The following is a 25,440-nucleotide window of genomic DNA, read 5'->3' as shown; positions in this document are numbered from 1 at the left end:
CTGCTACTTTACTTTATTACAAATAAAAAAATCAGTACATATCTATACTTAATCATGCTTCATAAAACCAGGTTTAGGTTACTGGTATTAATCATTGGCTTGTTTTTTGTGTCTTGCAGGCAGCAGCTGGCAGTCAGCGATGATCAAGAGCAGACAAACCCGGTAATGCTCGTCTCATTTGATGGATTTCGATATGATTACCTAACAAAAACAGACACACCAAATTTTGATCAGTTGATCAGTAACGGGGTGAAAAGTGAGAGTTTGATCCCGGTTTTCCCCACGAAAACCTTTCCCAATCACTATGCAATTGTTACGGGTCTCTATCCTGAAAACAATGGGATTATCAGTAATAATATGTTAGATCCTGAAACGGGAAAACGATACTCTATTCGTAATCGAGATGCAGTAGAGGACCCGATGTGGTACCAGGGTGAACCGATCTGGAATACCGTCGAGAAGCAGGGAAAAAAAGCGGGGATCATGTTTTGGGTGGGCTCGGAAGCACCCGTCCAAAATATGAGGCCTACCTACTGGAATCGATATGACGGCAGTATCCCCGATTCTGCAAGGGTCGATTCAGTTGTTCAATGGTTATCAGGCAATGAGACAGAAAAAGTAGATTTTGCTTCCCTCTATTTTAGTTTCACGGATTCTCAAGGACATCGCGTCGGCCCTGAGTCTCCACAGATTAATGGTGCGATTCAAAGAGCTGATGATACCATGGGATATCTTGTAGAAGAATTGGAAGCAGCTCAACTGTTTGAACGGACAAATATCATTATTGTGTCCGATCATGGCATGGCGCAGGTTTCAAGAGATCGGGTCGTGGTTTTGGATGATATCGTAGATATTGAGCATCTGGAGATTATTGACCTTGGTCAACTAGGAATGTTGAATGTAGATGACCCACATCTAGAAAACGTATATAACAGCTTAGAAGCGAATCAAAACCATTACAGAGTTTATAAAACGAAGGATATCCCGGAGCGGTTTCATCTGAAAGAACACCCGCGAGTGACAGACCTTTTATTGATCCCGGATATTGGTTATACAATTACGACTAGTGAATTTCTTGATCGGAATCCAAATTATCCATCTGGAGGAGCCCACGGATATGATAATCATGAAAAAGAGATGCATTCTTTTTTCATTGCTCATGGCCCCGACTTTGAAAAAAATAAGACTGTAGACTCATTTGAGGTCGTACACATCTATGAGTTGATGTGCGAGATCCTGGGATTGGACCCTGCCGAAAACGATGGAAATCTTCAAGAAATTGAGAATTTGTTGATCAAGTAACCGATTATTTCAAACAAGATTTAACATTGCAATCGATGAAGGATATATTTGAGGAAAATCGGGTTACTTGCTATGTTTGAATTGCATTTTAATTCTATTTGAAATACCATAACACCTTATTTACAACAATTAATTCTAATATCCCTGTTAAATGGCGTACGTAGTTACAGAACCATGTATTAATTGCAAATACACAAATTGCGCGGCTGTTTGTCCCGTTGATGCTTTCCGTGAAGGGCCAAACTTTCTAACCATCGATCCGCTCGAATGTATCGACTGCGATGCTTGTGTACCGGAGTGTCCGGTTGAAGCCATTTATCCAGATGATGAAGTTCCTGAAGAATGGGAACACTACATTGAGCTAAATGAGCGTCTTGCTGAGAACTGGCAAGAACATATCATCAATGAAACCAAAGATGAGATGGAAGACGCTGATGAATGGGCGGAAAAAGAAGGTAAGCTGGACTTATTGCAAGAGCACTGGGATTAAGAGTCCGGGTCTTTAAAAGCGCTCATATCAAGTCGCATTACCCTGTACTCCATTTCATTTTCCGGTTAAATTCCACTTCTTATAATTGAGGTATACACAATGGAGGAAACAATAGGCAACCAATCTGTACTGTCATTAAGAGAATCTAAACTTTCTCTTGAGCAGCCGGTTGTAATGGGTATACTAAATGTTACACCGGATTCATTTTCTGACGGAGGAAGATACAATTCTGTTCAGCGGGCAGTTGATGCTATTGGGAAAATGGCTGAGGAGGGTGCAGCTATTATCGATATTGGTGGTGAATCAACCCGTCCGGGCGCCGATCCTGTGTCAGAATCAGAAGAGATCAATCGGGTGATTCCGGTACTGGAACAGGTTTTAGAAGCTTTTCCTAAAACTTTTTTTTCGATTGATACAACGAAATATAAAGTGGCTGAAAAATCGCTGGAGCTTGGTGCACATATCATTAATGATGTCAGTGGTCTGCAAAAGGAATCGCGGCTGGCCGATCTCTGTGCAACCTATCAGGCCGGGTATGTGTTGATGCATTCACAGGGTGATCCCCAAACGATGCAAAAAAATCCTCAATATCAGAATGTTACTGAGGATATTTACTCATTTATGGAAAATGGCATTGAACAATTAAAGCGAGCCGGAGTATCATCCATTATGGTGGATCCCGGAATTGGTTTCGGCAAAACACTTCAACACAACCTGAAGCTCATAAAAGAGCTTAAAAAATTCATTACATTGGGTTATCCGCTTCTTGTTGGTGCGTCAAGAAAGTCGATGATTGGATCGTTACTGGATGGCCGACCGGCAGACGAAAGGTTGGCCGGTACGCTGGCTGTTCATTATCACTGCCTGTTGCAGGGTGCGAAGATATTGAGAGTTCACGATGTACAGGAAGCGGTCGATTCCGTGAAGATATTTGAGTCACTAAATAACGAGTAATAAGTATCAAGTAGTAAGTATTGAATTTTTTACTTACTACTTGATACTCAATACTCACTACTAAAAATTAGATAGATCAATTGATCCCGATTGGATTCATAGAATTTGGCATTAAAGACCTGCTTGAAACGCTGGTTATTGCCCTTGTTTTGTACTACCTGTACAGGTGGATTCGGGGAACGTTTGCCATCCAGGCGGCACTGGGTTTGCTCTTTATTATCCTTTTGAATGCAGGTGTGGGATTGCTCGGTTTTACTACTTTAAATTTTCTTCTCAGAAGTGTTCTCGATGTAGGGGTTTTAGCGGTCTTTATCATTTTTCAACCTGAAATTCGAAAGCTGTTGTACAATCTTGGGCAAAACACGTCGCTCGATCGATTTCTGGGACGGACCGGGTCTGTGGATATGGTATCGGAAGTAATTGAAGCAGTTCGGAATATGGCTCAAACCAAAACCGGTGCACTGATTGTTTTTGCAAGAACTTCATCTCTCCAGGATTTGGTCGATGTTGGTGTAAAGTTGGATGCGAGGGTAAACGCTTCACTCCTTCAAACTATTTTTCAAAAAGATACTCCTCTGCACGACGGCGCGGTGATAATCAGGAATAATCGAATTGTTGCGGCGAGCTGCTACCTCCCTATTTCACAAAATCCAAACATTTCATCCGTTTTTGGAACACGTCACAGGGCTGCAGTGGGAATCAGCGAGACGAATAACGTTTTTGTTGTAGTTGTTTCTGAAGAAACAGGCCGTATATCCATTGCAAAAAACGGGGCACTTTCCAGTGGCTTATCCATTCAAAAACTGCGCTCAGAAATGGAGGCTTCACTCGGTGAAGTAAAAGAGGAGGGAGTTGGTTTTAGTGCAGAAAAAGCGGATTTGGAGATGAATTGATATTGAGTTGGCGACTCAACTGAGTGTGAGCAATAGTGAGATCTTCTGGATAGTGCGAAAAGCTTGTCCCGACGGTTCCTGTCATGTGGCCACAAGCGAGACGCTTGCACTATCAGTGATTAAATGCACTTAAGCTTTTTTAGGTTCTCATCTACTATTGTTGGCTTAAGCCAACAGAATGATGTGGCTAAAGCCATAATTTTTTAATGCTTTCTTACCGTCAGCTAAAGCAGACGGTAATAGATTCTCAGAAGTCCTAATTACCGTCGCATCGACTCAACAGGAGCAGTAAGAGTTATCTCTGTACCGTTCGTAAACTCAACGGAAAATTCAACACTATCACCCTCTCTCAGTTCACGATTTAATTGCATCAGCATTACGTGTAGACCTCCGGGTTTAAGCGTAAGTGCTCCTCGTGCCGGTGCGGCCACTACTTCTGCCGGACGCATTCCCATCATGCCCTCTTCTTGTTCGTAGGTTTCATGTACTTCAACCATTCCCGCTACGGGAGATGAAATGGACAGAAGTGTATCGGCCACAGAGGAACCATTCAGAATATTCATGTAAATGGCTGAGACTCCATCCACCTGTCCGGGTCTTGCCCAGGCGTCTGCTATTTCAATTCCGTCGGCGGGAAGTTCAAACTCTTCAGTATTGTCGGTTGTTTGTTCACCCTCTTCGCCCGCGCAGGATATAAATGAAATCAGCAGGAAAGTGATGATAAATAGTTGAGTAATTTTGTAAATCATAGTTTGTTTAAATCTTCAATGATAATGTTGACGGGAGTCATACTTCCCCCATAATCAAAGATAAGTTCTGAGTTCTCATTAATCAGTAATATTTTATCAGAATGATTGAGGAAATACATTCTCTCACCGTCTTCTGACTCTTCAGAGTAGGACTCTTGTATTCGAACACTTACACGATCCATAAACGAAGCGATTGTACTGGAGTCTGCCGTAAGGAACTGAAACGGTTCATGATCCATTTCAAATGCCTTGGCGTACTTTTTTAACACCTCTGGTGAATCTCGCTGGGGATCAAATGTGACGAGGGCAAATTGAACATCACCGGGATTCTCCATTTGTTGATACACATCATGAACATTTGCCGTTATAAATGAACAAATATCAGGACAATTGGTATAAATGAATCCCATAACGAGGGGCGCACCTTCAAAATCATCGGGAAATGTAACTTCTTCACCATTTTGATTGGTCAGTTCAAAAGAACGATCACTAAAATCGTCGAGCGTTTCATTCCCACAACTAATGGTTGTTACGAAAAGAAAGCCGATAATCGTGATTAGGCCAAGCCATCGCGGGAATAATTTTGATTGTTTAATCATAGGTTCTAAAGCTACTTGCAAATTGTGAATGCGTTGTGAAGAGAAGTTGCGTGCCAAAAGGGGTACTTGTTATTAGAATAATTGAATATGCCTTTTAAATTGAAAGATGAATGCTCAATATTCTTATTTTTAAGAAATATATATCTGAAATTTGCTGTCATATTTAAAAAAGAACACAATTACAGCCGGTAAAGTTACAATTTTATGGTTGATGGTTTTCATCACTGTGAATGATCTTTATGCATTTCAGCAGGAGGAAGCACCTGAAAGATCTCCTGTGGTATGGAGTGTGGAGATAGAGGGTAATGAAACCTACCGTAATATTGTGCTGATGAATGCCATAGCCAACGAGAGTCCCTCCCTTGTTCAAAAAATATTCAAACGTTTTGATAATTTCCTGTATACGGAGAATGAAGTTCGAAGGGATCAAATTCGATTGCGAAGATATTATGAACGCAGGGGGTTTCACAACGTTGAGGTGGACTATCATGTAACGGAAGGGGATAAGGAGTGGAAAAAGAATATCCTATTCACCGTAATAGAAGGGGTGCCACTTTCTATTCACTCCACTGAGGTGAACATACAGGCCGACAGCTCTATCAGCCGGGAAATTAGGGAGACCCGGGATTTTGAACGTGCCATATCCAGGCATCAATACCGTGAGGGAAGAAGATTTGAGCCCATCCGGCAACCTGATGTAGAAGGAGCTTTCCTCCAGGCTTTAGGAAATTTGGGTTATGCCTGGCCTGAAATTGAGATTCAAACCGCTGTTGATTCACTTGCCGGATTGGTAGATGTTAAGATCCGGATCACACCAAATTCTAAAACCTATTTTAGGGAATTCCAGGTGGAGGGTGAATTGAGTATACCCAAGAGAATGCTTCTCCGACAATCGGGATTACGTGAAGGAGACCTATATACGAGAGATGAAATCCAAAATGCACAGCGAAATATCTTCAATCATCACCTTTTTAGATTTGCAACCATCACTTTGCCGGAACAGGAGTACGATTCAACACTCTCAACATTGATCCGGGTTCGCGAATTTGAACCGCGAACGATCGAGGCATCAGTAGGTGTAGGTATGGAAGAGATCATCAGGGGACAGGCTCAATGGGAGCACAGGAATATAAATGGAAGAGGGCACCGATACAGTGCAAACGCAAGAGCTTCATTTATAGAACAGCGGCTGTCAAGCGATTACCTGGTGCCCTATATCTTTAACTCAAAAAGCCGAAACGTGACCTCACTTTTTGGTTTGCACCGGCTTGAAGAAGCGTTCGAGTTGTTCCAGGTGGGTTTGAACAGCAGCTTAATTTACCAGATCGACCGCAATAAAACAGCCTCGCTCTCTTATGAATATTCATTGAACGAGGAGCTTTCGAGAGATCAACAGGTGGATCTGCCGGATACTGTACTTTCATATGACAAATCATCCTTTGTGCTGTCTGGTTATTACAGTGAGGGTTATTCACGTGGACAAAGAGGGTGGGTATTGCAACCATCCATAGAGCTTTCCGGTACATTTGGCGAATCGACATTTAAATTTCAGAAATTAAATCTAGATGTTCGGAAATACACACAGATCACAAATTCATTAACACTCGCAAATCGTGTGAATGGCGGTGTTATTTTCTATACACAACCCGACAGCCTGCCGTCAAATATCCGGTATTATTCAGGGGGTACAAACTCCGTTCGCGGATGGGGCCGCCAAAATCTGGGACCCAAAGCTCCCGCATTTACCGAGAATGGGGCATTCGATTCCTTTATTCCGCTGGGTGGCCGTGCAACATTTCTTTTTAACATCGAGCTGAGACAGACTTTAGACCGTATCATTCCAAATTTTGGAGTAGCCGCTTTTCTTGATGGAGGCCAGGTGTGGCAAAATATTGCATCGTTGCCAAGCCGCCCACTTCAATTTGGTGCAGGTGGAGGCTTTCGATATCAATCTCCCATTGGTCCCGTCAGGGTGGATATTGCCTATAAACTCAATCCCACTGAGGAAGATTTACGGATCTACAATGGTTGGGATTATGGATCGGCGTGGGACAGAATTGGAATTCATTTTAGTATTGGCCAGGCATTTTAATGAGTGAAAATAAACCACATAAAAAACGAAGATACAGGGGATGGATAATAGCAGCAATCTTGCTGTTTATTCTTCTGTTTAGCGGTCGATTACTGCTTAAATCTGATTGGCTGTTTGAAAAGGTCCGTGGTATTGCTGAAGAGCAGATCAATCAGCAACTAAATGGAAATCTATCTGTCAACAAGATAGAGGGTGACCTTCTGAGTGGATTTACTGTCAGGAATATAGCACTGGATGACAGTTTATCCGAAAACATTGCAACCGTCGATTCAGTTAAAATTCAGTATGATCTTTTCTCGGTTCTATTTTCACCCCACACCATTGAATCAGTAGAATTATTCGGATCAAATATTTTTGTGGAGCAGCAGGCGGACTCATCCTGGAACGTTTTGAATTTGATACCTGAAAGAGATGAAACCGTTACTGAGTCAGAACCTTTGTACTGGTATGTGGAAAATATTTCACTAACAGGAACAAATATTGAAATTCACTCTGAGCAGTATCTTCCTGACGACCGTCTATTTGTGGATGATATTTCTGCAAGTCTTTCCGCCGGAATCCTGGAGTCGGGCATTTCGGGGAATCTTCGGGATCTTGATTTTTCTATTCGGGAAGGAAGGTTACCCCAACCTGTGGATATATACCTGGCCGGTGCGGCTCAAGATGGACGCTATACACTGGATTCAATTGTCATTAACACCGGCCGATCGGTTTTACGAGGGTCTGCCCGGTATGGTGAGGATGGCGAAATTGAGCAGGAGGCAGAACTTTCACCTCTATCCTGGCGGGATATTGCTGAATATTCAGCTGAGGCACCCATCGAACAAAACCTTGAAATAGAATTGGGTGCAACCGGTACACTTGAAAATTTAGAGTTTGATGTAGATGCCTCCGGTAATGGACTGCAGAGATTTCATATTCAGGCGATCGCCAGTTTACAAGAATCGATGAGCTTGCAAGAGCTAAGAGTTGAATTTGAGGAGTTGGATGGCCCACTTTTAACGGGGCTTGAAAATACACCCTATATACAATCTCTGAATTTTTGGGGAGAGGGATTGATGTTGCTTGATTCATTTGATGATTCTGAATGGCAGGGTTCTTTGGATATCGTAAATACAGAGTATCAAAAGTATGGGGTTGATCAATTGAGCATGGCCTATAGTCTTGAAAATGGTGAACTAAATATGGATGGAACATTAGCTTACCAAAATGAAGAGATCTCTATTGCGGCAGAAATTGATTCACTTTTTGGATCACAACCCGGTTGGAAATTTTATATAAATTCGGGTCAATTTAATCCCGGACTGTGGTTACAGGATCAAACATATGCCGGCAACCTGGATATTAAAATAGACGCGATGGGTATGGGGTTTGATCCCCAAAATTTCTCAGGATCATCAGATATAATTATTTCAGGCAGTGAAATTTATAGTCAGCAATTTTCGAGCTTCAGCTTTGCAGGGAGTATTGACCAAAATCAGGTTCATGGCCGGTTGAGTGGCCAACTTCAGGAAAGTAGTGCAATTATGGATTTCAACATAGACGATTGGCAATCTCTGCCGGAATATGAATTTAACCTGGAGATGAGCCGAATGAACCTTGCCGAATTGAATGGCCTGGGGGACTTTCCAACATTCCTGAACGGAACAGTAGAAGGGAGCGGTACATCATTCGATCCTGAACAGATGACAATTTTGGCGACCGCCAATTTTGATTCAAGTATTGTGAATGGTGAAGAGATTGAAGAACTAAGTACAGATTTTAAAATTGAGGATCAATTCGTAATTGTTGATGATGGGTCTCTTGTGAGCTCTATAGCGGATGCATCCTTCACCCTTGATCATCACTTATTTGAACTCACTAACAGTGCAAACCGACTAAATTTCGTCGCAAACCTTAAAGATTTGCAACCGCTTGCACCTCTTTTTGCAATAGAAACTCTCGAATCGGAGGGAACAATAAGTGGGAACCTGGGCAGAAACGCAGGAGGCATGCTGGAGTTTAACGGCGACTTAAACCTAGAAAATGTGGTCGTGGATACATTATTTACTGCTCGACAAATTTCGGGAAGAATGGTGTCTTATATCCTGGATGATCCCGAGGTTGATCTGAATGTGAAGTTGAGTGAACCGGCTGTTTATCAAAAAAGCGTTCAGGACATGCAAGTTTATATGTATGCAAAAAAACGAGACCTGCTAACAGAAGGTAACCTGAGCCTGACAATAACCAATGGAAATGACAGTTCCCTGAAACATAGCGGCACCTTTATGGTTGATTCAACGAAATCAACACTCACAACGAATGAAGTATCTTTTCAAACACAGCTCAGAGAGTTAAATCTGGAAAATCCATTTAATATCAACTATTCAAACAACATGCTTCAGGTCGATACGCTTACGATTTCAACAGATAATGGAGAGGCATATTTAGAATTTTGGGCACCAAGAATTGATTCGCTTTACCAACAGGCCGGTTTAAGTGCACAGAACTTGAATATTGGTGTCCTGCAGGAAACCATCCTTAAAGAAAGTTATTTCAACGGATATTTAAACGGCTCCATATCCGTAGATAACAGCCCGGATCATCTTGAGGCATCCATGACCGGAAACCTGACAGAGCTGAATTTGCATGGGGGAGAGATGGATTCACTGAATATCAATATGGATATAAAAGATGAGTGGCTTACCGCATCCCTTGAAAGTTGGTATCAAAGCAGGCAGTTGGCTGAGGGATCTTTGCGTGTGCCCTATCTTCCCGGTGATCCTCTAACTTTCGACGACCAGTTTTTTGAGCATCAGATTGAGGGTGAATTTAATGTTAATGAGTCTCAACTGAGTTACTGGCTATCTTTCCTGCCGGAAGGTAACCCGCAGCAGACTGAAGGAACTGTTTCCCTGGAATCTAGTCTCGGAGGCATCGCCGGCAGTCCGGATTTAGAAGGACATTTTAACATCTCCAGCGGCCTCTTTTCCGGCATTCGGGTTGATACGGTTGGAATGGATATTGCGTACTTACACGAAAATGAGCATATAAAATTCAGCGGATCGATTGTAAGAGATCAGCGAGAAATTCTTGATTTCGATGCAGACTTGCCGTTCCTGGTTGATTTGAAGAGAGCGGAGGTTTACATCCCCACTGGCGATGATGAGATTTTTGTAGACCTTAAAACCAATAATTTCGATTTAGCGCTACTCAATAGTTACGTAAACAGGGAGTTGGTACGCGGGGTTTCCGGCAGACTGGAAGGGGCTGTTACATTAACGGGTGCCATGAACAACCTTCAGGCCGAGGGTGATATGCAACTGGCAAAAGGTTCGATGCGAATTATACCGGCCGGAATTACGCTATCAGAGATCTCTTCAAACCTTCTCTTTAAGAGAGAAACAGTTGATCTGCAACAGTTTACGGCAAGAAGCGGGTCGGGAAGTCTGAAGGCGAACGGTCGGGTTCGAATGCAAGGCCTGGAGCCGGAGGAGGTGGACATCACAATCATGGCGAATCAGTTTAGTTTACTCAATACATCGGATTATAGAGCCATAATCAATATGAATGCCACAATGAGTGGAATGGCTACAGCCCCCATGTTAAAGGGTCAGCTTACATTTTTGAATGGATTTTACTACCTGCAGGATTTTGGAGAAACTTCGGTTGAGTCGGTGGAGCTGGATAATCCAAACCAGGAAGAGTTGTCCAGCGAAATTTTTGACGCGTTGGAGATGGAGATGACCATTGGATTTGAACGCGAATTTTTTATTCGGAACCGTCAATACCTGGATATGGAGGTTGAACTGGGAGGGGAAGTGGATCTTGTAAAACAACCCGAGCAGGATTTGCAGATGTTTGGTTCACTCGAGGGAGTTGACGGTTATGCCAGGCCACTTGGCAAGGAGTTTGAGTTGGAAGAAGCTCTGGTTTCATTTTACGGACCTGTGAATAATCCCGAATTGCAGATTCGAAGCCGTTATACACCACCGCAAGCCGCAGGAGTTCAGATCTTCTACATTATTGAGGGGACACTCGAAGAACCTGAATTTCGGTTTGACAGCCAACCCGAATTGGAACTTCAGGATATCATCAGTTATACACTATTCGGGCGACCATTTTATGAACTCGAATCGTGGGAGCAGGTCGTAGCGGGTAGCAGTAACAGTCCATCAGCTGCAGATTTTGCCCTGGAAGTTGTGTTAGACAGGGTTGAGATGCTTGCTTCCCGGCGGTTGGGGATTGATGTGGTTGAGATCGATAATTCACAATCCGGTTCAAATAATACCGTAATTAAAACCGGGTGGTATCTCAATCCGTCTACATTTTTTGCCATTTTAAACGAGATTGACGGAACCAGTCCTAAAACGCTTTTTACATTGGAGATAATGCTCAGGGAAAATCTTGAATTGATCATTACCCAGGGAGACGACACCCGCCAGGGAATTGACCTTCAGTGGAAGAAGGATTATTGATTTGAATTTTATTGTACAACGGGCAGCTTGCCCGTTCACAGTAAACCAAGAAATAATTATTTATATGCAGTAAAAGTGCTCGATCTGATGTCCAAAAATTCCATTTCGCGTTCCATAAAAAAAGCTAAAGCTTCTCACTGGTTCAAGTTTGTAACTTGGACCCTGAAGCACAAGTTGCAAACTTGCGCTAGTTCCGTTCAGCCATTGTCTTTTTAAGCTGGTGAACTCTGTGATACTTTATCAACGAGTGTATTAAGGATTCAGAAATTAGGGCAGTCTTTTACCACAACGGCTCAAAGAAGTCACATGAGACTCAACGTAGTGCCTGCCGTGAATTCTCTGTGTCGCCGTGGTTTCCTTTCCGGTATGCTCTACTGCGGGTGTCGTCTTTTTTGAGGGTTATCTTTTTCACCTGCCGAATACCACGTTCTATTGCTTTAAAGTTCGGCAGGCGAGATGGACTCGAGAGACGATGATTCTTAAAAGGTATATTGATTCAGAATATGTATCGTTAGAGAAATTAGAACGCTAATCCTATTACGATGAGTACAATTAAAGTTACTCGGCAGGTCGAAGCTCCAGCGGGAGGAGTATTTGAAACTATCTCTGACATCCGGAATTTCTCAAAAGCAGTACCCGACATTGTTGACGTGAAGTTTTTATCTGAAATAAAATCGGGAGTGGGCACCAAATTTAAAGAAACTCGCGAATTTAATGGAAGAGAAGCAGCAACTGTACTGGAAGTGACAGAGTTAGTTGAAAACGATCATATCCGAATTGTATCCGACACCCAGGGAACCATCTGGGATTCTCTATTTACCGTCAAAGAAAAAGATGGGGGTTGCGAACTTACTCTTGAGATGGAAACCCGTCCCTATAAATTTTTTTCAAAACTTATGGTTCCTCTCATGAAAGGGTTTGTCAAAAAAGCACTGGAAAAAGATATGGATGCAGTGAAAGATTATTGCGAAAACTAAATTTTAACAGTTTTTTTAATAAAGCTACTCTTAGAATATTAAACTAACGTCAGTTCAAGATAAAAATGAATAAACTGACGTTATGTAAAAAACTTATTTCGAACGAACGTTAAATTAAATGTGAATTATTAGAATCCTGACAAATAGTTCAATCAATGTCTATTTTCTTTATTCGTTTGACTGAGATCAAATTAAATGATGCAAATTTTTCAATTTAAAGCTGTTCAGTGGATGATAGCCGCTTTTGTTGTAATACTGCTATTTATGATGGGTACGGGTCAGTTTGATGGCGGGCCGCAGGTTAAAACTCCATGCTCCGAACCAATTACTTTTCATGTAGGCGATATTGACGAGCGTTTTTCAATCACAAAAGAGGAGTTAATAAGTTTAATGAAAGAAGTGGCACAGGTTTGGTCAGATGCTGCCGATACAACAATTATTCAATATGATGAAGAGGGAGAGATTGCACTGAACCTGGTGTATGCGGAAGAGCAACAACTGATCGATCGCGAGAGACAGTATAGAGACCGGTTGGAGAACGAAGAGTTTAGTATAACTGTGCTGGAGAATGAATACACTCGCATGAATGAGGAGTACGAGCTGGAAGTACAAAAGTATGATGAGGATTCACGTGAGCTTCAGGAATCGATCGATCGTTTGAATGAATGGGTCAGACAAAAGAATGAGCAGGCTGGATTTAACAAGGAAGATCTGAAACGATTCGAACGTCGAAAAGCAGAAATTGATCAGGTAAAGTTGGATCTTAAAAGAACTGAACGGACATTAAAACGGAAAGCGGCTGAATTAAGTGACAAGATCACATTTTTGAATTCAAAAGTTGAAGCAAAAAATCGGCTGGTGGATGAGTACAATCGTCAGTTTACGGGGACAAGAAAATTTACACAGGGAGCATATGAATGGACAAACAACAGCCGTACAATCAACATCTATCACTTCCTGGACAAAAATGAACTTCGGTTGGTTATTGCCCATGAGTTGGGGCATGCGCTGGGGATCACACATGTATCAAACCCTGAATCTGTAATGCACGAACTGATGGAGCAGCAAAACCGGCGAGACCTTGAACTGACGGAAGAGGATATACGGGCATTGCAAAGTGTGTGCATGAATCAACTGAATTGAATAAATATGGTTTGAGTCAAGAGTTCTTTTATCTAAATAATCGTGATTCTTAAAGGGAACTACTGAGACCGCCAAAAAAGTACAATTTTAAAGACTGTGGATCTCCCAAAAACTTCATTTTGAAAAAATATCTATTTCAGTCAGTTTGAAGTGACGGTCGATGAAAGGAAAACAAGAGATGATTTTAGCCGCAAAAAAAGTATGTTTCTTAGTTTGAAGGTAGTATGTCTGTGAGGTTGTCTTGCTGCAGGAAATCAAGAAAATTCTTAATAACACGCGTATTTACTTTACTCTTTCGATATAAAGTATGCCAGTGAGTTGTAACCGGAAATTCTTTTAAATGGAGTTCATCTATTGTTCCTGTGTCTAACTCAGAGTACATGCTTAATTTAGAAATGAGAGAGATTCCAATTCCGGCCATAATTGCCTGCTTAACCGCTTCGTTGGTCCCAAGCTCCATGGCAATTGTGGGTTCTATCACGGCTTCTTTCAATAACCTCTCCATCACCATGCGCGTACCGGAGCCGGGTTCTCGAAAAATAAAAGTCTCATCTTTTAAATCCTTCAGAGTTAGATTTTTTTTGTTTAAAAGGGGATAATCGGGAGGACAAGCCATGACTAAAGGATTGATCAAAAATGGATTGGAAATGATCGTCGAGTCGTCCGGGAGTTGTGTTAATATTGCCAGTTGAAACTTATTGTCGTATAAATGCTGAAGTACTTCATCTCGATTGGTCACCTTCAGGGTAATCTTCACTTTTGGATACTTCTTTTGAAATGCACCTAATAGATAAGGTAGAAAATATTTTGCAGTAGACGCCGCCGATATCGATAAATTCCCTGTAAGCCCTCCCTTCAACTCCGATGTATATGCTTGGAACGCCTCTTCGTGTTCCTGGATAGTTTGCTGCATGGAATAGAGCCGTTCTCCGGCTTCTGTCAGGTACAATTTTTTCCCGATGATCTCAATCAAAGGAATATCAACGGATTCTTGCAACTGCTTCATTTGAATGGAAACAGCCGGTTGTGTCATATGCAGCGATTCTGCCGCTTTTGTGATACTCCTGCACTTTGCTACTTCAGCAAAGACTTTAAGTTGATGTAATGTGTAATTCATACATAAAGTATAGTTTATGAAAGTTATTAAAACAATTAATTAATATTAATCCAAAGAATGAAATACATTTAAAGGATAGAAAACTAATTAAAACAAAAAGGTATGCAGCCAGGAAAACAGCAAATTACCGTGGCCTACGGCGATGGCATTGGGCCCGAGATTATGCAATCAACTCTTGACATTCTACGGGAAGCAGGGGCGCAAATCAACCCGGAGGTTATAGAGATTGGTGAAGAAATTTATAAAAAGGGATTGAAAGCCGGAATTGAACCCGATTCCTGGGAGGTGATCAGAAAAAATAAAGTGTTTCTGAAAGCACCGATCACAACTCCACAGGGAGGGGGTGTGAAAAGCCTGAATGTTACGATGAGAAAGACCCTGGGACTGTTTGCCAATGTAAGGCCTTGCATGTCGTATCACCCATTTGTTAAGACCAAGCATCCGGACATGGATGTGGTGATCGTGAGGGAGAATGAAGAAGATACCTATGGTGGAATTGAACACCGGCAAACTTTTGAGGTGTATCAATGTCTAAAACTGATCACATTGCCGGGAACAGAGCGAATTGTCCGATATGCTTTTGAATATGCCAGAACGAACAACCGGAAGAAAGTGACCTGTTTTACGAAAGACAATATCATGAAACTTACAGACGGACTTTTTCATGATGTGTTTAAAAAAGTAGCTGCTGAATACCCGAATATTGAATCAGATAATATGATTGTAGACATCGGGACGGCACGGCTCGCAGATACGCCGGAGAATTTTGATGTGGTCGTAATGCCCAATCTTTACGGCGATATCGTTTCGGATGTGGCGGCACAAATTGCCGGGTCGGTGGGACTTGCAGGTTCGGCAAATGTAGGGACGGAGTGTGCAATGTTTGAAGCGATTCATGGTTCTGCACCCGATATAGCCGGACAAAATGTAGCAAACCCGTCCGGGTTATTGCATGGCGCTTTAATGATGTTGGTTCATATTGGTCAGCCGGCGGTTGCCGAACGTATACATAATGCATGGTTAAAAACACTGGAGGACGGTCTTCATACACCGGACATTTACCATTCCGACAGATCAGAAAAGAAGGTGGGAACAGATGAATTTACAGCAGCTTTGATTAAGCGATTGGGAGAAAAACCTGTTCAGCTTCAACCGGTCATTTATACCAAAAAAGCACCAAAAATGGATGTAGACCTGAAATACAGCAGGGGAACAGAAAAACCGGCGCATTCTGAGAAGAGAGAGCTGAAAGGCGTAGATGTATTTGTGTACTGGGAACCTGATGAACCGGAGAAACTTGCTCAACTCCTAAAAGGAGGAACAAATGGCAAGTTTGAGCTGACAATGTTCACTAACCGCGGGACTAAAGTTTGGCCTGACGGTGTTGATGAGACGTTTTGTACGGACCATTGGAGATGCAGATTTCAATCAACCAATGGCGGTATTAAACAAAAAGATCTCTTGAACTTGCTGCAGGGTCTTGACCAACAAAAAATAGATATTATTAAAACTGAAAATCTTTATGAATTCAATGGCATACGTGCATACTCTCTCGGGCAAGGCGAATGATTCTTTTAAAGGAAGACAGGCTGTAATTGTAACAGAAGATTCCGGAGATCAAACAGTTGTAAAGTTACTAAAAACGGAGATTGGCCTAGAAGTTATCAAGACAATTCCGAATCGTAATTTTTCTGATATGTACTCATCAGTTAAACTTCCGATGCAATACAGGAGCCGGGAAAAACTTAAGAAGCTCGCACAAAATGCAATGGTAGAAACAAATTCATCAATCGGAATTGCAACTACCATTTACATTGGAAAAAATTCGGTAGCACCATTCCTGGACATTCATGCAGAATCATTGGTTTTTTTGGATGATAAGCTAAACCTGGAGCTTTTTGAGCGTTCGAATACCGGGCAGTCTACTTCAAAGTCAGGAAACAGTGAAAAACGAGCGGCAAAAAAATATCAAAATCTGTTCAAAAGATTAGCTTTTCGGTTAAAGCAGGTTTGCCCGGAATGTTCAATGCCGGGTTGGGGTATTACATTCGAAATACAGGGGCTGAAATGCTCTGAGTGTAGATTGGCAACGAAGGAGGTTCAAAGCCATATTTGGTCCTGCACAGTCTGCAGACACTCTGAAGAGATCAAAAGGCCTGATGGATTAACATATGCAGATCCTAAGCACTGTTACTCGTGTAGTCATTAGTGAGGGGGGGAGGAATTTTGGGTGGATAAATTCCAATGTAGAGTTATCCATCCTTTCCAACTGTAACATCCAGGTCTTTGATTAATCCTGTTTCCATGTTATAGATCCAGCCGTGAACCCAAAGTTCGCGACCATCGGCCCATTCTTTTTGGACAAACGGATTTTCACAAACGTGGTGTACCTGTTGCTGTACATTCAGTTCGGATAGACGATTTACTTTTTCGGCTTCGGTGGGAAGAGTATCTATATCTGAACGATTCATATCGTAAAGATCCTTTATATTCCGGAGCCAGTTGTCGATAAGGCCGAGTTTTTCATCACCCATTGCGGCTTTGATTCCACCACAACCATAATGCCCGCATACGATCACGTGTTCAACCTTTAAAACCTGGACAGCATACTGCAGAACAGACTGGCTGTTCATGTCGGAGTGGAGTACGAGATTGGCAATATTCCTGTGGACGAAAATGTCACCGGGGTGCTGTTTTACAATTTCAGTTTCGGGAACTCGGCTGTCTGAACAACCAATCCACAAATAGTTAGGATGCTGTCCTTTGGATAGATCCTCAAAAAATTCAGGATTCTCTGAGCGAACACGTTCAGCCCAGGATTTATTGAATTCCAGTAAATTTTGTAAAGAATCCATTTAGCGGCTTGCCGTTTTTGGTACTAAAAAATGGTTAAATATACTTGTCGCCTCGTACAACGCGGACCGTTTTTGAATAAACAATTACCGCATAATTCTCGAAGTATAGTTCTGATATTTCATCGATAATTTTATTAGCGGTTTCCTTGTTTACGATAGTTTCGATTTTAACATTCTTCCCTTCCCATTCACTGGCCCTGATTCCTCGAGAACCTTCTCCCTCAACATCGGTAATGGTATGTCCTTTTGAACCCCTCTCTTCGATCATTTTAAGAATATCATCTTTTAAAAAACGCTCAGAGATAATCGTAACTAATTCTAATTCCACCAAACTCATGTTTATCCTCCAATCCAAAGTGATATTGCGTAATATAGTGGAATTCCAATGGTGATGTTAAATGGAAAAGTGATTCCAAGAGAAGCAGTTAGATAAATTGTAGGACTGGCCTTGGGAAGGGCAATTCGAACGGCTGCCGGAGCTGCAATATAGGAAGCACTTGAAACCATTGTGGCAAATACAACCGTACCTGCAAGGCTGAGTCCCGACCAAAAACCAATGAGAATAGCAAGGAATCCATGCAAAATGGGGACAAGGATACCAAAAGCTACGATAAAGAATCCAACTTTTTTCAGGTCTCGGAATCTCCTGGCAGTCACCATGCCTAATTCAAGAAGAAAGAGAAATAAAGCCCCCTGGAATCCATTCACAAAAAAGGGCTCAATTGATTGGAATTTAACAGGGCCGGCAATGAATCCAATGATTAAACCCCCGAGCAGCAATACAATACTTCCACCGGTAACAACTTCGTGCATGGCCTTTCCGAAGGATGAATTGCTACTTTTTTGCAATAGAGGGATCATCAGCGCTACAATAATACCGGGGATTTCTAAAAGGGCCAGCAAGGTGGGCATAAATCCCTCAGGTTCCAACCCCTCAGTTTGCAGGTAACTTATGGATGCCAGGAATGTAACCATGGAGACAGATCCATAATGAGCGGCTACCCCTGCTGAATTATCCAGGTCTACCTTGCCGAGATACCGAATAATGACGAACGCGATGATGGGTGTAATAATCCCCATAAATATGGTTGCCGATGCAGGTAGAATAAATTCGGAAAATGGGGTTTTACTAAGCTCAACACCTCCCTTCAGGCCAATTGCTACTAATAAGTAGATGGAGATGGATTTGTAGAGAACTTGTGGAAATTCAAGATCACTTTTTATGGCTTTCACCATAATGCCCATCACAAATGCCATTACGACAGGTGAAGTAAGGTTTGTGATAATTGTATCCATGAAAGACAATTAGGAGTTTTAAAACTTCATCACCGGGATGAAGTTATTTCATGAAGTTTATATTTCTTCGTTTTTGATTGGGTATGAATGTCGACGATATTATTTACTTAAATACAAGTTTTTAAACTCGAACGGTTTCTTGAAGTGCTCGTCGTTGAAGTTTTCCATGAAGTAGATACTTTCGCCGGTTGATTTCATTTCCGGTCCGAGCTCTTTCTTCACTTCCGGGAACTTATCAAATGGGAATACCGGTTCTTTAACTGCCCAGTTTTTGAGCTTGGATACCAGATCGAATTCCGTGAGCTTAGCTCCAAGCATCACTTTTACGGCAATGGCTGCTTCCGGGCGTTGCGTTGCTTTGGCCAGGAACGGAATGGTTCGTGTTGAGCGTGGATTGGCTTCCAATACGTACACCTTTTCATCTTTCACGGCATACTGAACATTCAGAAATCCGATGATATTCATGTTCTTCGCGATCCTGTATTGGTACTCCTCAATTGTTTTGATCACTTCATCACTAAGGGAATAGGGAGGAAGAACGGCTGTTGAATCACCTGAGTGTACACCGGCAGGCTCAATATGCTGCATAATCCCTGCGATGTGAAGTTGCTTGCCATCGAATACGGCATCTACGTCTACCTCCACAGCTTTATCGAGATATTTATCAATCAGGAAGTCATTTTCAGGGTGAGTTTGTAGAATTCGATCAACATATCCTTTCATCTCATCCTCTTTTACGGCAATTCTCATGCCTTGTCCGCCAAGAACATAACTTGGCCTTATCAACACGGGATAGCCAATATTCCTTGCAATCTCAATTGCATCTTCTACGTTTCGGGCCGTTCCATATTCAGGGAAGGGTATATCGAGTTTCTTGAGAAATTTTGAGAATTCGCCGCGATCTTCCGCAAAATCGATCATTTCAAATTCAGTTCCGAATATCTTGATCCCGGCTTCAACAAATTTCTTTCCAAGTTTAAGTGCCGTTTGGCCTCCAACTTGCAGAATAACTCCTTCCGGTTGTTCATGCTCATAAATATCCAATACTCGTTCCCAGAACACGGGTTCAAAGTAGAGCTTATCGGCGATATCAAAATCAGTGGAGACAGTTTCCGGGTTGCAGTTCACCATAATCGCTTCATAGCCCATATCCTGTGCAGCCATCACGGCATGAACGCAGGAATAATCAAACTCAATCCCCTGCCCAATTCGGTTTGGGCCACTGCCGAGAATTAATACCTTCTTCTTGTCAGAAACCTCGCTTTCATTGTCGCTATCGTATGTAGAGTAGAAGTATGGAGTTTGAGCCGGAAATTCGGCAGCACAGGTATCAACCAGTTTAAAGCTTGGTTTGATGCCCATCTCGAGTCTCTTCTTCCGAACTTGGTTTTCGGTCACTTTCTCTCCGGCCTTACTTAAAAGCCAGGCAATTTGTACATCGGAAAAACCGGCTTGTTTTACTTCCAGGAGATCTTTTTTGGTGAAGGATTCGAGAGTGTGTCCTTCCGTTTTATTTTCAAGACTCACCATGTAGCGGATCTGCTGTAAAAACCAGGGATCAACTTTTGTGATGTCCGCAATCTCTTCAACCGAAGCACCGAATTTAAAGGCATTTCGGATGTTGAGGGTTCGGTCCCAGTAGGGTTTGATGAGACGTTCGCGCACTTCTTTTCTGTCTGGCTCGGCATAACCATCGGCGCCTAAACCGGATCGCCCTATCTCAAGAGATTGCCATGCTTTGTTCAAAGCTTCGGGAAATGTCCGGCCGATGGACATCACCTCTCCAACCGCTTTCATCTGCGTTGTGAGTTCTTCATCCACGTTGTGGAATTTCTCAAAATTGAACCGTGGAATTTTCACAACTACGTAATCTATAGACGGCTCAAAACAGGCGGATGAAACCTGAGTGATTGGATTTGGAAGTTCATCCAGAGTGTACCCTACGGCAAGTTTGGTAGCAATCTTTGCAATGGGATATCCTGTTGCTTTAGAAGCCAGTGCGGATGATCGACTCACCCTCGGGTTGATCTCAATCGCCACAACCCGGTCACTTCCCGGCTCAACAGCAAACTGAACATTACAACCACCGGCAAAATCGCCAATCGAATTCATCATTTTGATGGCATTATCCCGCAGGATTTGATACTGCTTATCCGTCAGTGTCTGATGGGGTGCCACGGTCAGAGAATCACCTGTGTGAATACCGCAGGGATCCACGTTTTCAACCGGACAGACAATCACAACGTTGTCATTATCATCCCGGAGCAACTCCAGTTCAAACTCTTTCCAGCCGAAAATACTTTCCTCAATCAATACCTGGTGTACGGGGCTCATTTCAAGTCCGCGCAACACTTTTCGCTCCAACTCATCTTCATTCCATACGATTCCGCCACCGGTTCCGCCAAGTGTGAAGGAAGGGCGAATGACGATCGGAAGGCCGCCCAGTTCTTCGATAATTTCTTTAGCATCGAGCAATGAATTGGCTGTTCGGCTGCGACACTGATCAATCCCAATCTTTTCCATCAAATCCCGGAACTGCTGACGATCTTCGGTAATGTCTACCGCATCCATATTTACGCCAATCACTTTGACGCCGTTGTCTGTCCAGAAATTTTCATGCTGGAGATCCCGGGCAAGGTTCAGGCCGGTTTGACCTCCCATCGTTGGAAGAACAGCGTCCGGTTTTTCCTTCTCAACAATCTCTTTGATTGATTCTGTAGTCAGTGGCTTCAGGTAGATCGAATCGGCCATCATAGGGTCGGTCATAATCGTGGCCGGGTTCGAGTTGATGAGTACAACTTCATATCCATCGTCTTTCAAAGATCGGCAAGCCTGGGTTCCAGAGTAATCGAATTCACAGGCCTGGCCAATAACAATAGGTCCGGAGCCGATGATTAAAATTTTGTGAATGTCGTTGCGGCGTGGCATCAGTAAGTTGGTTGGTTTAGTGTTGAATTTTCGTTTTGGTAGAATTATGTACGTGGGGAGGTAACGGACAAGCTGTCCGTTGTACGTACGCCGGACAGCTTGTCCGGCTCTCAGAATCATCATAATGATTAATTCCCACAGGTTTGCACTTAAAAAAAGAAAAGCGGTCAGATTGAGGGAAAAGAACAGAAGTTAAAGTTTCTTTATATCTGAAACTCATTAAGCCGGTTCTCCTTTTGCTTCTTTAATCATATCTAAAAATTGATCGAACAAGTATGCCGAATCATGGGGGCCGGGAGATGCTTCCGGGTGATACTGAACGGACATTCCGGGGAAGTTTTTAAACTTTAATCCTTCAATGGTTTTATCGTTCAGATTGATGTGAGTAACCTGCACTTTCGAATCGTCCAGTTTATTTTCATCAACGGCAAATCCGTGATTTTGGGTAGTGATTTCCACTAAACCTGTCTCAAGGTTTTTAACAGGTTGATTGGCTCCCCGGTGGCCTACAAACATCTTTTTCACTGGAATGCCTTCAGAGAGTGCCATTAGTTGATGGCCTAAACAGATTCCAAACAGGGGTTTCCCACTATTTTTGGCATATTCTACAATGGGTAATCCGTAGGAAGAGGAGGCATTAGGATCGCCCGGGCCGTTACTAAAGAAATAGCCGTCTGCATTCCATTCTTTAATTTCTTCAACATCCGTCTCGGCAGGGAATATTCGAAGCGTACAACCCCGTTGGTTAAAGTTATTGATGATATTCTGTTTAATCCCGTAATCGAATGCTGCAACCTTAAAGGGTCCGTCTGCCGGAATGGTTTGAGCTTCTTTTCGTGTCACTTTTGTTGCCAGTTCCAGTCCGGCCATATCGTCCCAGTCTTTGGCTTTTTGAATGAGTTCTTCTTCATCCAGGATTTCAGAACTGATCACGGCGTTCATCACACCTTTTGTTCTGATGTGTTTTACGAGCATCCGGGTGTCTACATCAGAAATACCTACAAGTTTATTTCGTTCGAGGTATTCCTGAAGGCTTCCATCGGCCATCGGGTTACTGTAATCATCGGAGAATGCGCGAACAATGAGCCCGGAAATCATAACCTTTCGTGCTTCATCGTCGCGGCTCATGGTTCCGTAATTACCAATATGCGGGTAGGTCATCATCATAAGCTGACCATAGTAGCTGGGATCGGTAAAAATTTCCTGGTAACCGGACATACTGGTATTAAAACAGAGTTCTCCTCCGGTAGTACCGGTAATTCCCACTGATCGGCCGTGTACAACGGTTCCGTCGGAGAGTGCAAGAATGGCTGGTTTTTTTTCTGGTGCTGCTGGAGTCATATCGGCTTACTGGTTACAATTTGGTGAGAATAAAAGCTGAAACCCAAAAAAAATCCGACAACGGAAACCGCGTCGGATTTGAAGGTCGGAAATATGGTAATAAATTTGGTCAGTTGAAGCGTGTTCATCAGCCCTTTTTAAAAGTTTAAGAAATGTAAGGAGTTTAGGCTTTTCTTGAAAGCTCAATTTCAGAGAAATTTTTTAATACTACATTTTTTAGGCTAAGGGTTCATTGAATTATCCGAGAAGTGTTTTGTGTTGTGGAGTTGCTTAACTTTAAAGCAAAGATTAGATCAAACCAATGAGATTGAAGGACTTAGATTTTTTTTACGACGAACTTCTGAAAGCCAATATCGAGGCATCCGAGTGTCCGCCTCCTGAGATGGTAATTCGATTTTTTGAGGATATCCTGGAACTTCTTTTCCCGGAGTTTTCATATGAACGCCTACTTGACAGGCAGGCGATTGTTGAGAAATTCAACGATAAAAAAAATACACTTCGGAAGATATTGGAGCATAACAGGGAGTGCATTAAGAATGATACGGGTGGTGTTGAGGATCAATTTTTTGGAAAACTCCCTGAAATCCGAAGAAGATTAGTTAATGATATTGATGCTATCTTTAAAGGTGATCCGGCCGCAAAAAACAGGGCAGAAGTTATAAGAACATATCCCGGATTTTATGCACTTGCTGCTCACAGGATTGCGCATCAGCTATTGGAATTGGGTGTGCTGTTAATTCCAAGAATTATTTCGGAATTTGCCCATCGTCAAACCGGAATTGATATTCATCCGGGCGCTCAAATCGGGGAACATTTTTGCATCGATCACGGTACGGGCGTGGTAATTGGTGAAACGACCGTAATCGGCTCTAACGTCAAAATATACCAGGGTGTAACACTTGGAGGGCTCAGTGTAAACAAGGAAGATGCAAGCAAGAAACGTCATCCAACGATAGAGGATAATGTAGTTATTTACGCAGGTGCGTCTATCCTGGGCGGAGAAACCGTGATTGGTGAAGGTAGTATCATCGGAGGAAATGTTTGGCTTACCCGAAGCGTGCCGCCGAATACAAAGATTTACTATAAGGCAAGCATGACCGATTCATCCGGTGAAACCGATATGATTACGTTTAAACAGGAAAGCTGAGGGTGAGAAATTCCAATGATCAATTTTCAAACTCTAAGCCAAAGGTTGCCTGAAATTAAAGTGATTCTGAGCAATAGCGGTCAGCCTTCAGCTATCAGCAGCTTTTGCTGAGATTACATACTGACAGCTGAATGCTGAAAGCTTAGAGCATGAAATTTGATGCTTGTTACATGGAATTCTCTGGAACTGAAATTAGAAGTACCAAAAAACGATTGAAGCCATGAACATCGAAGATCTGATAGGAAATACGCCGATGGTAAAACTGGAAAAGATTCCGGTTAAAAAAGACGTGACTATTTTCTGTAAACTTGAAGGACACAATCCCGGCGGGAGTGTGAAAGACCGCGCAGCGTTGGGTATGATCAACGGTGCATTGGAGCGAGGTGATGTAAAACCCGGTGATACTTTAGTTGAAGCGACCAGTGGAAATACCGGCATAGCCCTTGCGATGATTGCGGCTATGAAAGGGCTGAAGATGAAACTGATTATGCCCGAAGATGCTACCGAAGAGAGAATTAAATCGATGAAAGCCTTTGGGGCTGAAGTCATTTTAACGCCTGCCGAAAAAACGATAGAGTATTCTAGAGATTTGGCTGAAGAGATGGCGGAGGAACATGGCTATTTCCAGCTCAATCAGTTTGCCAATCCCGATAATTATAAGATGCACGAGCAAACCACCGGTCCCGAAATCTGGAGAGATACAGATGGCAGGATCACACACTTTGTATCGGCGATGGGCACTACCGGCACCATTATGGGGGTGTCCAGGTACCTGAAATCTCAAAATCCGGATGTTCAGATTGTTGGGACTCAGCCTACGGAAGGGTCTTCCATTCCCGGAATTCGACGCTGGTCGCCCGAATTCCTGCCTGATATTTTTGATGCGGACCGTGTCGATCAAACCGTTGATGTGAGCCAGGAAGAGTCCACAAAAATGGCCCGCCGGATGGCCAAAGAGGAGGGCATTTTTGCAGGAATGAGCAGTGGCGGCGCACTAGCTGCAGCTCTAAAAGTGGCTGATCAAATTGATGAGGGAGTGATTGTCTGTATTACTTGCGACCGCGGGGATCGGTATTTGAGTTCGCCGTTGTTTGAATAAT

At 42.7% G+C, this 25,440-nt stretch carries 20 protein-coding genes; 12 read left to right on the top strand and 8 right to left on the bottom strand.

The window, feature by feature from the left end; translation table 11 throughout:
• The first annotated feature begins 54 nt into the window (after window positions 1-54).
• From L6773_RS07985 to cdaA, 4 genes are all read left to right on the top strand, one after another.
• Window positions 55-1,302, top strand: coding sequence for an alkaline phosphatase family protein (locus L6773_RS07985; protein WP_237853346.1), 1,248 nt, complete (start codon window positions 55-57; stop codon window positions 1,300-1,302).
• A gap of 151 nt (window positions 1,303-1,453) precedes the next feature.
• The gene (gene fdxA / locus L6773_RS07980) at window positions 1,454-1,792 is read left to right on the top strand and encodes a ferredoxin FdxA (RefSeq protein ID WP_237853345.1); all 339 of its coding nucleotides are present in this window, start codon (window positions 1,454-1,456) and stop codon (window positions 1,790-1,792) included.
• A 99-nt stretch (window positions 1,793-1,891) separates the two neighbouring features.
• A complete protein-coding gene (gene folP / locus L6773_RS07975) occupies window positions 1,892-2,746 on the top strand; it encodes a dihydropteroate synthase (RefSeq protein WP_237853344.1) in 855 nt (284 codons plus the stop codon).
• Between the two features lie 80 nt (window positions 2,747-2,826).
• The gene (cdaA, locus tag L6773_RS07970; protein WP_237853343.1) at window positions 2,827-3,639 is read left to right on the top strand and encodes a diadenylate cyclase CdaA; all 813 of its coding nucleotides are present in this window, start codon (window positions 2,827-2,829) and stop codon (window positions 3,637-3,639) included.
• A gap of 260 nt (window positions 3,640-3,899) precedes the next feature.
• On the opposite strand, the gene L6773_RS07965 is transcribed toward cdaA, so the two are convergent.
• Both L6773_RS07965 and L6773_RS07960 read right to left on the bottom strand, forming a co-directional pair.
• Window positions 3,900-4,388 carry a copper chaperone PCu(A)C gene (locus L6773_RS07965; RefSeq protein ID WP_237853342.1) on the bottom strand — a complete coding sequence of 163 codons (489 nt, stop codon included), beginning with the start codon at window positions 4,386-4,388 and terminating at the stop codon, window positions 3,900-3,902.
• Window positions 4,385-4,987: an SCO family protein gene (locus L6773_RS07960; RefSeq protein ID WP_237853341.1), complete on the bottom strand. Its 603-nt coding sequence runs from the start codon at window positions 4,985-4,987 to the stop codon at window positions 4,385-4,387. The genes L6773_RS07965 and L6773_RS07960 overlap by 4 nt, the downstream gene beginning before the upstream one ends.
• Before the next feature lie 151 nt (window positions 4,988-5,138).
• Between L6773_RS07960 and L6773_RS07955 the strand changes: the two genes are divergently transcribed.
• The 4 genes from L6773_RS07955 to L6773_RS07940 all read left to right on the top strand — a co-directional run bounded on the left by L6773_RS07955 (window position 5,139) and on the right by L6773_RS07940 (window position 13,656).
• Window positions 5,139-7,079 carry an autotransporter assembly complex protein TamA gene (locus L6773_RS07955; RefSeq protein WP_237853340.1) on the top strand — a complete coding sequence of 647 codons (1,941 nt, stop codon included), beginning with the start codon at window positions 5,139-5,141 and terminating at the stop codon, window positions 7,077-7,079.
• Complete coding sequence (locus L6773_RS07950) at window positions 7,079-11,536, top strand: translocation/assembly module TamB domain-containing protein (protein ID WP_237853339.1); 4,458 nt, start codon at window positions 7,079-7,081, stop codon at window positions 11,534-11,536. Before L6773_RS07955 ends, L6773_RS07950 begins: the two co-directional genes overlap by 1 nt.
• 542 nt (window positions 11,537-12,078) lie before the next feature.
• Window positions 12,079-12,513, top strand: coding sequence for an SRPBCC family protein (locus L6773_RS07945; RefSeq protein WP_237853338.1), 435 nt, complete (start codon window positions 12,079-12,081; stop codon window positions 12,511-12,513).
• Between the two features lie 195 nt (window positions 12,514-12,708).
• Window positions 12,709-13,656 carry a matrixin family metalloprotease gene (locus L6773_RS07940; RefSeq protein ID WP_237853337.1) on the top strand — a complete coding sequence of 316 codons (948 nt, stop codon included), beginning with the start codon at window positions 12,709-12,711 and terminating at the stop codon, window positions 13,654-13,656.
• 208 nt (window positions 13,657-13,864) lie between these two features.
• Here L6773_RS07940 and L6773_RS07935 read toward each other — a convergent pair whose 3' ends face one another.
• Window positions 13,865-14,773: a LysR family transcriptional regulator gene (locus tag L6773_RS07935; protein ID WP_237853336.1), complete on the bottom strand. Its 909-nt coding sequence runs from the start codon at window positions 14,771-14,773 to the stop codon at window positions 13,865-13,867.
• 102 nt (window positions 14,774-14,875) lie between these two features.
• On the opposite strand from L6773_RS07935, the gene L6773_RS07930 reads away from it, so the two are divergent.
• Together L6773_RS07930 and L6773_RS07925 are read left to right on the top strand one after the other, a co-directional pair.
• On the top strand, window positions 14,876-16,342 hold the full coding sequence (locus tag L6773_RS07930; RefSeq protein WP_237853335.1) for an NADP-dependent isocitrate dehydrogenase: 1,467 nt from the start codon (window positions 14,876-14,878) through the stop codon (window positions 16,340-16,342).
• Window positions 16,296-16,982, top strand: coding sequence for a DUF6671 family protein (locus L6773_RS07925; RefSeq protein WP_237853334.1), 687 nt, complete (start codon window positions 16,296-16,298; stop codon window positions 16,980-16,982). The genes L6773_RS07930 and L6773_RS07925 overlap by 47 nt, the downstream gene beginning before the upstream one ends.
• 43 nt (window positions 16,983-17,025) lie before the next feature.
• Here L6773_RS07925 and L6773_RS07920 read toward each other — a convergent pair whose 3' ends face one another.
• The 5 genes from L6773_RS07920 to carA all read right to left on the bottom strand — a co-directional run bounded on the left by L6773_RS07920 (window position 17,026) and on the right by carA (window position 23,193).
• Window positions 17,026-17,628: a carbonic anhydrase gene (locus L6773_RS07920; RefSeq protein ID WP_237853333.1), complete on the bottom strand. Its 603-nt coding sequence runs from the start codon at window positions 17,626-17,628 to the stop codon at window positions 17,026-17,028.
• 34 nt (window positions 17,629-17,662) lie between these two features.
• A complete protein-coding gene (locus tag L6773_RS07915; protein ID WP_369431519.1) occupies window positions 17,663-17,965 on the bottom strand; it encodes a P-II family nitrogen regulator in 303 nt (100 codons plus the stop codon).
• 2 nt (window positions 17,966-17,967) lie between these two features.
• Window positions 17,968-18,924 (bottom strand): sodium-dependent bicarbonate transport family permease, encoded by a 957-nt coding sequence (locus L6773_RS07910; protein ID WP_237853331.1) that lies wholly within the window; start codon window positions 18,922-18,924, stop codon window positions 17,968-17,970.
• A 99-nt stretch (window positions 18,925-19,023) separates the two neighbouring features.
• Window positions 19,024-21,852 carry a carbamoyl-phosphate synthase large subunit gene (gene carB, locus L6773_RS07905; RefSeq protein WP_369431535.1) on the bottom strand — a complete coding sequence of 943 codons (2,829 nt, stop codon included), beginning with the start codon at window positions 21,850-21,852 and terminating at the stop codon, window positions 19,024-19,026.
• Window positions 21,853-22,071: 219 nt separating this feature from the next.
• Complete coding sequence (gene carA / locus L6773_RS07900) at window positions 22,072-23,193, bottom strand: glutamine-hydrolyzing carbamoyl-phosphate synthase small subunit (RefSeq protein WP_237853329.1); 1,122 nt, start codon at window positions 23,191-23,193, stop codon at window positions 22,072-22,074.
• 301 nt (window positions 23,194-23,494) lie between these two features.
• Here carA and epsC point away from each other — a divergent pair, with 301 nt between their 5' ends.
• Together epsC and cysM are read left to right on the top strand one after the other, a co-directional pair.
• Window positions 23,495-24,340, top strand: coding sequence for a serine O-acetyltransferase EpsC (gene epsC / locus L6773_RS07895; protein WP_237853328.1), 846 nt, complete (start codon window positions 23,495-23,497; stop codon window positions 24,338-24,340).
• A 220-nt stretch (window positions 24,341-24,560) separates the two neighbouring features.
• Complete coding sequence (cysM, locus tag L6773_RS07890; protein WP_237853327.1) at window positions 24,561-25,439, top strand: cysteine synthase CysM; 879 nt, start codon at window positions 24,561-24,563, stop codon at window positions 25,437-25,439.
• The last annotated feature ends 1 nt before the right edge of the window (window position 25,440 follow it).

It is taken from the genome of Rhodohalobacter sulfatireducens (assembly GCF_022012475.1).
GTDB lineage: Bacteria > Bacteroidota > Rhodothermia > Balneolales > Balneolaceae > Rhodohalobacter > Rhodohalobacter sulfatireducens.
This window is presented reverse-complemented; position numbering and strand designations above follow the sequence as displayed.